Origin of the sequence: Catenulispora subtropica (genome assembly GCF_039531675.1) — a bacterium.
GTDB classification, from domain to species: Bacteria; Actinomycetota; Actinomycetes; order Streptomycetales; family Catenulisporaceae; genus Catenulispora; species Catenulispora subtropica.
The window spans coordinates 1-13,506 of sequence record NZ_BAAAQM010000086.1 but is presented as its reverse complement, the minus strand read 5'-3'; the positions used below and the strand labels follow the sequence as shown (position 1 = coordinate 13,506).

Annotated in this window: 10 protein-coding genes and 2 pseudogenes; 8 read left to right on the top strand and 4 right to left on the bottom strand. The window is 74.2% G+C overall.

Features of this window, described 5'->3' with window-relative positions:
* Positions 1-133 precede the first annotated feature (133 nt).
* A complete protein-coding gene (locus ABD466_RS41875; RefSeq protein ID WP_344662879.1) occupies positions 134-874 on the top strand; it encodes a helix-turn-helix domain-containing protein in 741 nt (246 codons plus the stop codon).
* On the opposite strand, the gene ABD466_RS41870 is transcribed toward ABD466_RS41875, so the two are convergent.
* Positions 859-1,776 (bottom strand): prenyltransferase/squalene oxidase repeat-containing protein, encoded by a 918-nt coding sequence (locus tag ABD466_RS41870; protein ID WP_344662878.1) that lies wholly within the window; start codon positions 1,774-1,776, stop codon positions 859-861. The genes ABD466_RS41875 and ABD466_RS41870 overlap by 16 nt on opposite strands.
* A gap of 206 nt (positions 1,777-1,982) precedes the next feature.
* Between ABD466_RS41870 and ABD466_RS41865 the strand changes: the two genes are divergently transcribed.
* Together ABD466_RS41865 and ABD466_RS41860 are read left to right on the top strand one after the other, a co-directional pair.
* On the top strand, positions 1,983-2,972 hold the full coding sequence (locus tag ABD466_RS41865) for a TIGR03557 family F420-dependent LLM class oxidoreductase (RefSeq protein WP_344662877.1): 990 nt from the start codon (positions 1,983-1,985) through the stop codon (positions 2,970-2,972).
* Positions 2,973-3,185: 213 nt separating this feature from the next.
* On the top strand, positions 3,186-3,836 hold the full coding sequence (locus ABD466_RS41860; protein WP_344662876.1) for a hypothetical protein: 651 nt from the start codon (positions 3,186-3,188) through the stop codon (positions 3,834-3,836).
* A gap of 125 nt (positions 3,837-3,961) precedes the next feature.
* On the opposite strand, the gene ABD466_RS41855 is transcribed toward ABD466_RS41860, so the two are convergent.
* On the bottom strand, positions 3,962-4,279 hold the full coding sequence (locus tag ABD466_RS41855) for a cellulose binding domain-containing protein (protein ID WP_344662875.1): 318 nt from the start codon (positions 4,277-4,279) through the stop codon (positions 3,962-3,964).
* Positions 4,280-4,478: 199 nt separating this feature from the next.
* Here ABD466_RS41855 and ABD466_RS41850 point away from each other — a divergent pair, with 199 nt between their 5' ends.
* Both ABD466_RS41850 and ABD466_RS41845 read left to right on the top strand, forming a co-directional pair.
* A complete protein-coding gene (locus tag ABD466_RS41850) occupies positions 4,479-4,631 on the top strand; it encodes a hypothetical protein (protein ID WP_344662874.1) in 153 nt (50 codons plus the stop codon).
* Between the two features lie 435 nt (positions 4,632-5,066).
* Positions 5,067-8,000 carry an ATP-binding SpoIIE family protein phosphatase gene (locus ABD466_RS41845; protein ID WP_344662873.1) on the top strand — a complete coding sequence of 978 codons (2,934 nt, stop codon included), beginning with the start codon at positions 5,067-5,069 and terminating at the stop codon, positions 7,998-8,000.
* Positions 8,001-8,017: 17 nt separating this feature from the next.
* Here the strand turns inward: ABD466_RS41845 and ABD466_RS41840 are convergent, their stop codons facing one another.
* Positions 8,018-9,571, bottom strand: coding sequence for a hypothetical protein (locus ABD466_RS41840; protein ID WP_344662872.1), 1,554 nt, complete (start codon positions 9,569-9,571; stop codon positions 8,018-8,020).
* A gap of 439 nt (positions 9,572-10,010) precedes the next feature.
* Here ABD466_RS41840 and ABD466_RS41835 point away from each other — a divergent pair, with 439 nt between their 5' ends.
* The 3 genes and pseudogenes from ABD466_RS41835 to ABD466_RS41825 form a co-directional block, all read left to right on the top strand.
* Entirely contained in the window at positions 10,011-10,805 is a 795-nt protein-coding gene (locus tag ABD466_RS41835) for a glycerophosphodiester phosphodiesterase family protein (protein ID WP_344662871.1), read from the top strand.
* Positions 10,805-12,349: an MFS transporter gene (locus tag ABD466_RS41830; protein ID WP_344662870.1), complete on the top strand. Its 1,545-nt coding sequence runs from the start codon at positions 10,805-10,807 to the stop codon at positions 12,347-12,349. Before ABD466_RS41835 ends, ABD466_RS41830 begins: the two co-directional genes overlap by 1 nt.
* Positions 12,350-12,551: 202 nt before the next feature.
* Positions 12,552-12,929 (top strand): annotated as a pseudogene (locus ABD466_RS41825) (RNA polymerase-binding protein RbpA); the annotation flags it as partial.
* Between the two features lie 442 nt (positions 12,930-13,371).
* On the opposite strand, the pseudogene ABD466_RS41820 reads toward ABD466_RS41825, so the two are convergent.
* A pseudogene (locus ABD466_RS41820) lies at positions 13,372-13,506 on the bottom strand (dolichol-phosphate mannosyltransferase); the annotation flags it as partial.

Below are 13,506 nucleotides of genomic sequence, written 5' to 3'. Positions count from 1 at the left end.
GCTATACCGCGCAATAGGGCTAAACAGTACTCTGATGTCCCAAGAATCCTGCGGGGCCCCGCCGCCGAAGGTCAAGCGCTGTACCTGTGCACGCGCAGGCGGCTGTCGGTGGCGTGGCGTAGCGTCGAAGGTGATGACCTCGCGCTCGCCCTATGAAGAGCACCGGCCCCGGTACTCGCCGGGCCGCTTGGTCGCGTGCGTGTGGACGCGGGCCAACCCGGGCCGGGACGAGCACGGACAGCTCGTGGTGCCGGACGGCTGCGTGGACCTGGTGTGGCGGGACGGCGACGTCCAGCTGGTCGGCCCGGACCGCCGGTCCTGGGTGGCGACGATGGCCCCGGGCGAGACGATCGCCGGGATCCGGCTGCGCCCGGGCGTCGCGCCGCTGCTGTTGGGACGGATGCCCGCGCCGGAGATGCAGGGTCGGCAGGTGCCGCTCACGGACGTGGTCGCGCGCGGCGATGCGCGACCGGCGGGGGCCGACTCGCCTCAGTCTGCGGTCGCGGTGTTGGACGCGTACATCGCCGGTCTGGCACGCTCTTATGAAGCAGACGAAGCGGTCCTGCACGCGATCAAGATACTGAGCCGCGAGACACCGCACGTGCCCGACCTCGCGGAGCGGGTGGGCCTGTCCGAACGCCAGCTGCGCCGCCGCTTCACCGACGCGGTCGGCTACGCGCCCAAGACGCTGCACGGCATCCTGCGCTTCCAGCGCGCTGTGCGCATCGGACGGCGCGGACCCGGAACGCTGGCCGGCATCGCCTACGAAGCCGGATACGCCGACCAGGCCCACTTCACCCGGGAGGTGAAGCGCCTGGCCGGCACGACGCCGGCGCGGTTGCTCGGCCCGGCCCGCCCTCACAGCCTCCCGTAGGCCCGCAACGTCCGCAGCGCCTTGATCGTCACCCCGGGACGCGCCTCGAACTCCGTCGTCGGCGACCACTTCGCCCAGGTGACCGGCCACCCGCCGTCCTCGTCCTGGGTCGCGGCCAGGTAGTCCAGGCCGCGCTCCATCTCCTCGTCGCTGAACCAGGCGCGCGCCACGCTGTCCGGACGTGGGGCGTAGTCGTGGGGCAGGTGGTACTCCCCCGGTGCGTAGCCGGGTGCGATGACGGCGTTCTCCGGGTGCGCCGGGTCCAGCAGGACGATCTTCTGCTCCCGGACCAACGCGCCGAGCCGTTCGCCCTGCTCGTGGGCCCAGGTCCGGTCCGGCACCGCGTCGAGGAACAGGACCGCCGCGTGGACGTCGTAGGGGTGTGTCCGGCCGATCGCCTCGACCTCCTTGCGGGTGAACTCCACCGCGCCCTTGATCCACGGGTGGTCGATGCCGCCGCGCAGTACCGGGGCCAGGATCTGGCCGGTCGCCAGCAGAGTGCCGGGCGGGTCGGGCTCGACCGGGACGAACGGCGGGTGCGGGTAGGGGGCCAGGGTCGGCAGCACCGCCGGGGCCCCGCCGTCGGGGGCGGTGACGGAGGCGATCCAGTCCAGGGCGCGCGTCACCATCGGCACGGCGGACTGGCCGGCGTCGGCCAGGACCGCCAGCGCGGTGGCGACGGACAGCGGCTGCGGGGCGGGGCCGCGCACGTCCGGCTCCAGGCCGTAGGCGAAGCCGCCGTCGGCGGTTCGGTACGCCTCCAGCGCCGCGACCAGCCCCGCGCCGTCGGCCCCGCCGAACAGGACCTCGAACCGCCGCTGCTCCAATACCCGGCCGGAGGTCCACAGGAACGTCTCCGCCCGGTCGAGGACCGAGCCGGATTCGGAAGTGTTCTGGTTCATGCCGCCGAAGCTACCCGGGCGCGCCGCCGGCATCTTGAACGTTCCGGCCATCGGGTGTGGTCAGCGGCCGCGGCGGCGGGCGCGATCACGGCCACCCATCGTGCCGTACGCCACACCCGTCCCACACGACAGGCGCAGGGCGCTGCTCTAAGGTCGGCTATGACGCAGAAGTGAACACGTTCCACTTTCGGTTGGGAGCCCTAGACGTGAGCGCACCGCACATCGGTTACGCCGCCATGTTGGAGCAGTTCGGTCCGGTGGAGGTGACGGACTACTCGGCGCTGGCCGAGCAGCACGGGTTCACCGGGACCATGGCCGCGGACCACTTCCAGCCGTGGGTGCCGCAGCAGGGGCAGGCGCCCTTCGTGTGGAACGTGCTGACCGCGATCGGCGCCCGGACCAGCACCGACCTGGGACCCGGCGTGACCTGCCCGAGCTTCCGGTTCCACCCGGCGATGGTGGCGCAGGCCTCGGCGACGCTGGAGGCGATGTACCCGGGGCGGCACTGGCTGGGCCTGGGCTCCGGCGAGGCGCTGAACGAGCACATCGTGGGCGGCTACTGGCCCGAGGCCCCGACCCGGGTGGCGATGATGTTCGAGGCCATCGAGGTCATCAACAAGCTGTTCACCGGCAAGGACGTCAAGCACTCCGGCAAGTACTACACGCTGGAGACCACGCGGCTGTGGACGATGCCGGAGACGGCCCCGCCGATCTACATCGCCGCGGCCGGCCCCTACACCTCCCGCAAGACCGGCGAGCTGGCCGACGGGATCATCACCCCGGGCGCCGCGCACAGCAAGGTGGCCGGGGTGTTCGAGAACTTCGCCGCCGGGGCGCGCAAGGCCGGCAAGGACCCGGAGTCGATGCCGAAGATCCTGCAGCTGCACCTGTCCTGGGCGCCGACCGACGAGGAGGCGCTGGCGAACGCGGTGAAGGAGTGGCCGAACGGCGGCATGAAGTTCCCCAAGCAGGACATCCGCTCGCCGTTCGACTTCGAGCAGATGGCCAAGCTGGTGCGGCCGGAGGACTTCGAGGGCCGGATGGTCATCTCCTCGGACCCGGACGTGCACCGCGCGTCGATCCAGGCGTTCCTGGACCTGGGCGTGGACCGGATCTACCTGCACAACGTCGGCCGCAACCAGACCGAGTGGATCGAGGTCTTCGGCCGCGAGGTGCTGCCGAAGCTGCACCGCTGATCCCGCCCGGCCGGCCCGGCTGTCTCTCGGCGTGACAAGGGCCTGTCGTGCCCAGCGGCCCTGACCGGTCCGACCGGACTTAAACCGGCCTTCCCCATCGCCCGTTCGAGGGAACCGGAGGGTTCGTCCCCGGCGTGGCGCGGCGCCGCGGCAGCACACTGATCGTCGGATCCGCACCCCGACGGGTGCGGCGCAGATGGGAGGTGGGGGAACGTGGCGACCCGGCACAGGAAGACCGGCCCCATACGCAAGGCCGCTGAGACGCTGCTGGGCGGGGCCGCCGGGATCGGGGCGGTGACCGCGGTGGCCACCGTCCTGCACACCGGGGCGGGGCCGACCGCCGCGGCCGGATCGCCGGTGCAGGCGGCGCCGGCGGCACCCGGCTCGTCCGCCTCGGGCGGGGACGCGGTCCCGGCGATCACGGTCACCGGGGACGCGGCGGCTCCGCTGACACCGTCGGCGCCCGTGCCGACCACGACCGCGGCCCCCGCGGCGGTCGCCGACACCGCGCCGCGGATACAGGACGCGCCGACGCGTCACAGCACGGCCCAGCCTCCGGCGCCCACGGCGACGCTGCCGCCGCACGCCGACGGCTCTCTGTCCCCCACGCCTCCGCCGCGGGAGACGCCGGTGCCCGAACCGCTGCCGCGCACCCGGCCCCCGGCGCCGCCGGCGAGCTCGCCGCCGTCCCCGCCGACCGCGTCGCAGCCTTCGGCGACGCCGTCGCAGCCCGCCGACCCCCAGCAGTCCGACCCCGGCGGCGGCGACCCGGGGGAAGGCGGCCTCGGCGGCCTGCTCGGCGGCGTCCTGGGCACGCTCGGCAGTGCGGTCGGCACGGTGCTCGGCGGCCTCGGGCGGCACTGAGGGCGCCGCCGACCGGCATCCGGCCCTGATTCGACCGGATGCGGCCGCCTCAGGCAGGATGTGCTCTGATTCAGGGTGGTCGGACACCGCTTGAGGCGACCGGTGACCGGAGCGTCAGCGGTCTGCTACGGTCCGGGCACGTACTGCAGTTCGCACGGCGCCCCGTCGATCCGGCACTCGGCCGGGGCGGCGAGGGCGCCGTCGAACCCGAAGCCGAAGGTGATCGCGGCTCCGGCGGCCAGCGTGGGATGCCAGTCCGCCGGGGTGACGGTCACCACGTCCCCGCTCATCGCGGTCTCGCCGGTGTCCGTGGGCTGGTGCAGGCTGGCGCCGGTGAGGTGGAAGGTCAGGCGCCAGCCGGTCAGCGGTACGGCGCCGGTGTTGGTGACCGTCACGGCGGCGCGATAGCCGTCGTCCCAATGACTGGTTACCTTGAACTGCACGAGTGCGGAGGCTGAGATAGGAGCGGAGGATGCAGCGGCGGGCGGCGCGGCCGAGGAGGCCGGCGACGGGTGGCTGGAGTGCTGCCCCGCCGCGCCCGCGCGCGGCGACGCAGAGCCCGCTGAACCCGCTGGACCCGCCGGTCCGGCTCCGTCGGGCGCCGCAGCGCCCTGAGCCTGCGCGCTGTGCGGAGCACACGCCGTGCCGCAGTCCGCTGACGCCGAGGACGGCGACCGCACCGTGCCCAGCCGCCCCATCACCAGCAGCGCCGCACAGCCGGCCGCCACGGCCAGCGCCGCGGCCACGCCCAGCCGGACGGTGCGACCGTGCCAGCCGCCCGGGCCGTCGGCGTGACCGCCGCGGCCGCCCGCGTGCTGACCGCCTTGGCTCTGACCGTGGCCGCCTCGGGCTCGGCCGCCCACCCCTTCCCGGCGGCCGCCGGCCGCCGTCGTCGTACGCTCACCCACCGCGATCCGCTCCCGCTCCGTCCGCCCCCACGCCTTCCGGCCCGTCGCCCCGACCGGTCCGGCTGTTCCGGCCGCCCGCCCCGAATGTTCGCGGCAATGCCGCGATTGGTGGCGGGTTGTGCCCCGATCGTGGGCAAAAGCTATCGCCCCGGCCCGGTCCGGGCACAACACCCGTGGCAGCGCCCCAGGTGAGGCGGCCACCGGCAGCGGCGGCGGCGCCGCGCCGGATGGGGCAAACGACCGCGCCGGGTGAGGATGTGTCGGCATGATTGTGTCTGGGCCCCCGCCGGGGGCCGCACGGACCACCCACAGGACGGCGGGAATGGCGTCGGCGTTCGACCTCTCCGGTTTCTCAGTCACCGACATGGTCGTCGCCTCCGGGGAGCTGCGGGCCGCCACCGCCGGCGCAGCCACCATGGAGGAAGGGTCGGCGGCGATCGTCGACTGGCTGCGCCGCGCCTTCACCGATCCCGCGACCGGCCGCCCGGCCTTCGCGCTGGCCCGGATGTTCCACACCGTCACCTGGGACCGGCTCACCCCGGACCTCCACACCTACATCGCCACCCGCGACCCGGCCGCGGCCGCCAACGACGACGGCCTGCCCTACCTGACGCTGCTCGCCACCTCCGGCGACCACCCGCACTGGTCGGACCGGCGCAACTCCCGCGACCACCAGGCGATCCCGCTGTCCGCCTCGGACGTGGTCCGGCGCGCGCCGCTGGCGCTGGCGCTGCTGGACCGGCTGCTGGGGCTCCAGCCGCCGCCGGATCCGCCGGGGCCGCCCGGGCCGCGCTCCCACGGCTCCCCCGGCTCGAACGGGGTCTCAGGGGCCGGCGATCAGGGCTCGGGTCTGTCGGCGCGGCTGCGGGACCGGTTCGACGTGTTCCACGTGCCGGAGGCGCTGGGCAGCCCCTACGTGCCGACGCCGGAGTTCGTGCGCGACTACCAGATCCGGTCGGCGATCGCGCTGGGCGCGGTGCTGGACTCGGGCGGACCGGAGCACCCTGATCTGCCCGGCGTCCGCAACACGTCTCTCTACACGGCGCTGCTCTACTCCCGGGTACGGATCCCGGCGGAGACCGCCGCGCACTTCCGGACGCTGGCCGCCGCGATCCGGCTGGCGCTGACCCCGCTGCTGGGGGCGCCGCTGTTCGCCGCGACGCCGCCGGGGCCGAGCTCGGGACACCAGCTGTTCGGCAGCCACAACGGGAACGGCGGCGGTGCCGGGAACGGCGTGGCCACCGGACCGGCGGGCAACGGCAACGGAAGCGGCAACGGAAGCGGGACCGGGAACGGGAACGGGGTCCCCGGGGGGAACGGCGCCGGGCCGCGTCCGTCGATCACGCTGCTCCCGCAGCAGGCGACACCGCCACCGCCGCCGTCGTCCTCCGCCGCCACGCCCGGTGACGGCAGCGCCGCGGCCCTGGCCGCCGAGGCCGAGCTGCGCGCCTCGCAGCGACGGCTGACGCAGGAGACGCGGATCGTCGAGACCCTCTACATGATCGGCCAGTCGCTGGCGCGGGAGCTCGACACCCGCAAGATCGCCAAACTGGCCACCGACGCCGCGACCACCGCCATCGACGCCGAGTTCGGGACCTGCTTCTACTCCCTGGTGTCCACCGACGGCCAGGCGCAGACCCGGTTCGTGCTGGCCGGGAAGGTGCCGGCCGAGCGGTTCGAGTCGCTGCCGATGCCCCGTCCCACCCCGCTGGTCGGGGCGGTGTTCCCGGGCACGGCCCCGATCCGCTGCGCCGACGTCACCACCGACCCCCGCTACGGCCAGCGCGCGCCGTTCCACGGCCTGCCGCCCGGGCACCCGCCGGTGAGGTCGTTCCTGGCGCTGCCGATCACCACGATCAGCGGCACCGTCCTGGGCTCGATGTATTTCGGGCACTCCGAGGCCGGCCGGTTCACCGAGCGCGACGAGCAGATCGTGAAGGGCATCGCCGCCCAGGCCGCCTCGGCGATGGACAACGCCCGGCTCTACCGGCAGGAGCGGGAGACGGCGGTCGAGCTGCAGAACTCGCTGCTGCCGGCGTCCCCGCCGCACATCGCGGAACTCGAGATCGCCTTCACCTACCTGCCCGGCGCCCAGGGCACCCAGGTCGGCGGCGACTGGTTCGACGTGATCCCCCTGGCCGGCGGCCGCGTGGCCCTGGTGATCGGCGACGTGATGGGCCGCGGCATCCGGGCCGCGGCGATCATGGGGCAGCTCCGCACCGCGGTGCGCGCCTACGCCGTGATGGACCTGCCGCCGGGCCAGATCATGCACCTGCTGAACCGGCTGGTGTGCACGATGTCGTCCTCCTCCGCGCCGCCGAGCAGCGGCCACGGCCTGGGCGCCACCGGCACCCACTCCACGGCCGGCTCCCTGGCCGCCTTCGACGACGGCATCGGCGAGCAGATCGCCACCTGCGTCTACGCCGTCTACGATCCCGCCGAGGAGGCCCTGATCTGGGCCAGCGCGGGACACATGCCCCCGGCCCTGATCACGCCCGAAGGCACCGCGCACCTGCTGGAGGACGACCTGGGCATGCCGCTGGGCATCGAGGAGGCGGTGTTCGACGAGAAGGTGCAGTCGCTGCCGGCCGGAACCAGGCTGCTGCTGTACACCGACGGCCTGGTCGAGTGCCACAACGCGCCGCTGTCCGAACGCCTGACGCGGCTGTCCACGGAGCTGGTCCGCGAGGACGACGGCCCGGTCGGCGGCCTGGGGCCGTCCGGCACCGTCCTGGCCGGCTCCGGCCTGCCGGGCGCCCGCCGCGCCCCCGGCGAACCGGAGACCGTGCAACGCACCTGCGACCGGCTGCTGCACGCGATGCTGTCCGGCGACGAGCACGACGACGTGGCGCTGCTCCTGGTCCGCACGCGTCCCACCCGCATCCGCAAGGCGGCCCTGGACCTGGACCCGGACCCGATGGCGGCGCGCGCGGCCCGCCGCTTCGTCACCGCGACCCTGACCGACTGGAACCTGGAGCACCTCACCGACGACGTGCTGTCGGTGGTCACCGAACTGGTCACCAACGCCACCCAGCACGCGGCCACCACCAGCCAGCTGGCCCTGCGCTCCCACCCGGGCCGGCTGATGGTCGAGGTCGCCGACTGCGACGGCCGCATCCCCCGCCCGGCGGTGACCCAGGCCATGGACGAACGCCATCGCGGACTGCTGATAGTCGCTCAGCTGTCGCAGCGCTGGGGCGTGCGGCCGACGGAGCGGGGCAAGATCGTGTGGGCGGAGATGAGCGCGGAGGCGTAGCGGGCCGCCGGCCGCCCTCAGATCAGCGGCCGCAGAGCCTCCCGCACCCGCCGCTCCACCACCGCGAGCGCCAAGTTCGCGTCCTCCCGGGCGAACGGCGCGCCCTCCCGGTCCACCAGCGGCGCCGGGGTCCCCGGTCCCGCTCCCCCGGCGACGGCGAGCTCGCGCAGCGACGTCCGTGCCCCGTCGGCGGCCGGAAGCCCGCGGGCCGCGGCCCGGTCGAGCACCGCGCGCCGATGCCGCCAGCGCAGCGGATCGGCCGCGGCGCCGGCCGCCGGCGCGGGCGCGCCGAACAGCAGACGAGGCAGCGTGAGGACCGCGTTCCAGAGTTCGACGAGCGCCGTGGCCGGTCCCAGTCGCGGGAGCCGGTCCACGCCGCGGTAGGCAGCCGCCACCGGTTCCAGCACCAGGCCGTGGATCTCCACCAGGGCCAGCCCCGGCGCCGCCGAGGCGGACAAGTACGCGGTCACCACGGTCTCAGCGGGATCGGACGAGATCCGGAACCGCCGGAACACGCGAGGAGCCGCCGCACCGCGCGGCGACGGCAGCAGCCGCAGCGAGGCGTCCGTGGTCTGCCCGACGGCCAGCACGGGCCCGGTGGCGACCACGAAGTCGTCCCACGCCACCGTGTCCAGCAGCCCCTCCGGCCCGAGGCCCGGCACACCCACCGCCAGGGCGTCGGTCACCCGCTCGATCATGTCCTGGACGTCGTAGCGGATCGGCCCGGTCTCGACCAGCCAGCGCCGCCGCAGCACCTGCCGCCCCGAGCCGGCGAACGGCCGCGCCGGGTCGGCGAGCACCTGGCGCTCGGAGGCGCTGCGCGCCGCGAGCTCGGCCAGGGCGCGGCGGGCCCACACGGTCTCGGTGGACACCCAGCGGTGGGTGGCGAAGCGGTCCCGGCGCAGGCGGTCGACGAGCACGTGCCGGGCCGCCACCCGTTCGACGAACACGATCAGCCCGGCGGTGCCGAGGGCGGCGATCGGCACGAACAGCCACGCCACCCCCGGGCCGCCGGGGCCGACGTCGCACAGCCGGTGCGGGACGGTGATGCCGAACGGCTTGGCCACGCCGGCCGCGGTCAGGATGAAGGCGCCGCCGCCGACGCCCCACAGCAGGGCGGCGAACCGGGCCAGCGGGGCGGACGAGGGCGGGCGCGAAGCCAGGGCGTCGGCGTTCCGGGAGCCGGGGCCGGGAGCGGATCCGGGGCCGGGAGCGGGTCCAGGACTGGGAGCGGCACCGACGCCGCCACCGCAGAGCAGCAGCCGCAGCCCGGCGCCCCACAGCAGCCAGGCCGCCACCGTCCAGACCGACACCACCAGGGCCACCACGACCAACGCGACCAACGCCACGTCCCGGTGCAGCCGGCGGGCCCGGGCCGCCAGGCAGTGCCGCAGCACCAGGATCTCGTCGACACCCGCCGACGGCGCCGGGGCCCGGCCGTCGTCGAACACGAACTCCTTCAGGGCCCGCCGGGCGAACACGGCGTCGACGTGCGCCGCCGCGCACAAGTACCGGGTCGCCTCGTCACCGGGAGCCGGGGCGTCCCACGTCAGAGGGATGGTGCGGGGCACCGAAGGCTGGGCGGCCGCAGCCGGGCCGGCCGGATCCGGGGCGCTTGCGGCGGGAGCGTTTCCGGGCTCTGACGCACCCCCGGCGCGGCGCTCGCTCGCGCCCGCTCCTCCGAACAGCACCTCGTTGAGGATGTCCTGGGCGCGCCGTAACCGGCCCTCCCGCTGTCCTGGTATGTCCGAACCGGAACCCGAGCCGGACTCCGAACCCGTACCGGCGTCGTCACCGCCTCCAGCCGACCCAGCACCGTCCGCCGCCCGGCCTGCCGCCTTCACTCACACTCCCCACGCCTCGCCGCACCTGTGCGCCTCCAGCAAACCATCCGACCGCGCTCCCCGGGGCGGCGATCGCATCAGCGTAGGGAGTCCTCAGCCGGGTCCGCATGCCGCCACGCTCACTTTGACTAAGTTGTGACCCGGGCGACTTGCGATACTGGCCGCCATGGCCCCACGCACCGCCCGGCATCCGTTCCTGGACCACGACGCCCCCATCCCGTTCGCCCACCGCGGCGGCGCGGCCGGGCCGGCGGGCGAGAACACCCTGGCGGCGTTCCGCCTCGCCGTGCAGACGGGGTACCGCTACCTGGAGACCGACGTCCACGCCAGCTCCGACGGCGTGCTGCTGGCCTTCCACGACCGCCGCCTGCATCGGGTCACCGACGCCAAGGGCCGGATCAGCGCCATGAGCGCGGCCGAGATCAGCAAGGCGCGGATCGGCGACGAGCCGGTGCCGACGATGGCCGAACTGCTGGAGGCGTTTCCCGACGCGCGCTTCAACATCGACGTGAAGGAGCCCAACACCGTCGCGCCGCTGGCCGAGCTGCTGCGCCGCGCCGACGCGCTGGAGCGGGTCTGTGTCAGCTCGTTCTCCGACGCCCGGCTCGCCGCCATGCGCGAGGCGCTCGGCGGGCGGGTCTGCACCAGCGCCGGGCCGCGGGAGGCGTGGCGGATGTGGCGGGCCTCGCGGCGGCTGAAGCCCGGCGAGGTGCCGGATCCGGCCGCGCTGCCGCGGCTCGCCGCGGACTGCTTGCAGCTGCCCCCGGCCCTCGGCAGGATCGTCGTCGTCGACGAGCGCCTGCTGGCCGCCGCGCACGCCGCCGGGCTGCCGGTGCACGTGTGGACGATCAACGACGACGCCGAGATGGACCGGCTGCTGGAGCTGGGCGTGGACGGCGTCATGACCGACCGGCTCGACACCCTGAAGACCGTGCTGACGAAACGAGGAACCTGGTCCTGATGCCGATCGACGACACCGCCGAGCGCACGGCCGAACCGCCGGCCGAACCGGCGCACGGCGCGGGCACCGCCGAGGCGGCCCTGCCGGTGACCGCACCGTTTGCAGCACCGACGACAGCACCGGCGACAGCACCGGCACCGGCGTCCCCGAACCCGGCACCGGACCCGGCGCTGGACCTGGTACCGGAGCCGGCACCGGACCTGCGACCGGACCTGGCACCGGACCCGGCCCAGCTCTCCCGCCGCAAAGGCTGGTACCGCTACGCCTGGGGCGCCCACGCCTTCCCCACCACCGTCACCGCGGTCTTCCTCGGCCCGTACCTCACCGACATCGCGCAGAACGCCGCCGGCGGCGAGCACCACTACCTCCACCTCGCTGGCCTCAGCATCCGCGCGGAATCCTTCTACCCCTTCGCCGTCACCGCCGCCGCCCTCCTCCAGGCCGCGATCCTCCCGCTGGTCGGCGCCGCCGCCGACCGCAGCGGCCGCACCCGCGCCTACCTGACCGCGGCGATGGCCCTCGGCGTCACCGCGACGCTGCTCTTCTACACGGTCTCCGGCGGTGCCTACCTCTGGGGCGGCGGCCTGTTCCTCGCCGCCTCGCTCGGCTACTCCACCGCCAACGTGCTCGCCAACGGCTACCTGCCGACCCTGGCCTCCCCGGACGAGCGCGACGCGATCAGCTCCAAAGGCTGGGCCGTCGGCTATCTCGGCGGCGCCGTCCTGCTGGCCCTCAACCTCGCGATCTACACCGCCCACGACCCGCTGGGCCTGTCGAAGTCGCACGCCGCCCGGGTCGCGCTGGCCTCGGCGGGCCTGTGGTGGCTGGTGTTCGGCACCGCCGGCGTGCGGCGCCTGACCGCCGGCACCTCCCGCCTCCCGGCCGCGCAGCGCCCGGAGTCCGGCACCGGCTACCGCCAGCTGGGCCGCACGCTGGCGGCGCTGGCCCGCAACCGCGACGCGCTGGTGTTCCTGCTGGCCTACATGGCCTACAACGAGGGCGTGCAGACGGTCATCTCCTTCGCCTCGACCTACGGCACCAAGGAACTGGACCTCGGGCAGTCGGTGATGGCCAGCGCCATCCTGCTGGTGCAGTTCGTGGCCTTCGGCGGGGCGCTGTGGCTGGGGCGGCTGGCCGCCCGGCACGGCACGCGCCGGACCATCGCCGGATCGCTGCTGGTGTGGATCGCGCTGCTGGCCGCGGCGTTCTTCATGACCAGGCACGCCGTCTGGCAGTTCTACGTCCTGGGCTGTGCCATCGGCCTGGTGCTGGGCGGCACGCAGGCGCTGTCGCGGTCGCTGTTCGCGCAGATCATCCCGGCCGGGCAGGAGAGCGAGTACTTCGGGCTGTACGAGGTGAGCCAGAACGGCGTGGCGTGGATCGGGTCGCTGACGGTGGCGCTGGCGATCCAGTTCACCGGCTCCTACCGGCTGGCGATCATCTCGCTGGTCGCGTTCTTCGCCCTGGGGCTCGCCCTGCTGGCCCGCACCGACCTCCGCACGGCGATCCGGACCGCGGGGAACCCCGTCCCCGAACGACTGTGACACAGTGTGACGAATCCCACGTCACACTGCTCCTATCAGCTGAACAACGACGTTTGCCCGATTTTGCCCGGTGGAACCCTTCCGTGGGAGGCTCGGACTCACACCCGCCCACGCCAGCGGCCCGGTCCGGACGACCCGGTCCGGAACAAAACACGCGCCGCAACGCGTTGTGAGCGGGTGAGACCGTCTGGAGGGAACACCAATGAGCGAGCGGGCACTGCGCGGGACGCGTTTGGGCGCGACCAGCTATGAAAGCGACGCGGGGATCGACTTCGCCCCCCGCCAGGACATCGAGTACGTGTGCCCGAACGAGCACCGCTTCATCATGCCGTTCTCCGTCGAGGCCGACGTGCCGCCGACGTGGGAGTGCAAGGTCTGCGGGGCCGTGGCCCTGCTGGTCGACGGCACCCCGCCGGAGGAGAAGGCCGGCAAGCCGGCCCGCACCCACTGGGACATGCTGATGGAGCGGCGCACCGTGGCCGACCTGGAGGAAGTGCTGGCCGAGCGGCTGGCGGTGCTGCGCGACGGCGGCATCACCGGCTCGGACAGCGTCCGCCCGGCTCCGGCGCGCACGATCGCCGGCCGGGCCAAGAAGTCGGCGGCGGCCGCGAAGGCGTCGACGGTCAAGGCTCCGGCGGCCCCCGCCGGCAAGCCGAAGACCACGTCGGCCCGCTCCGCGGCCCGCAAGACCGCGGCGCACACCGGCGACTGAGACCCGGCCGCACGGAGCGCTCCGGAGCCGCCTCGGAGCCTTCCCGGCCCGCCCGGGCCCGATGTCCTGATTGAGCCACAGCTGAGCCGCGCACAGAACCAGCTGATACGACTACAGTAGGAAGTGCGCCGCCGCGTGAAGCGGGGCGCCCACGATCCCCGAGCCGCACTGCATCCCCCCGACAGTGCGGCTCGGGCCTTTTTACGTCCTCGAATACCCGAACCCTGCGATGGGACCGCTGCTCGGGGCACCCGGAGGGTGCGGCCGGTCTGCGCCCGACTCGCTTCCACCCCGCTCGCTTCCACCCCGCTCACTTCCGCCCGGCCAGCCGCCCCAGCCGGTAGCGCAGGCCCCACACCGTGGTCCGCCACAGGGCCTCGGCCACGATGGTGCCGCTCATCTTGGACGCGCCGAGTTCGCGCTCGACGAAGGTGATGGGCACCTC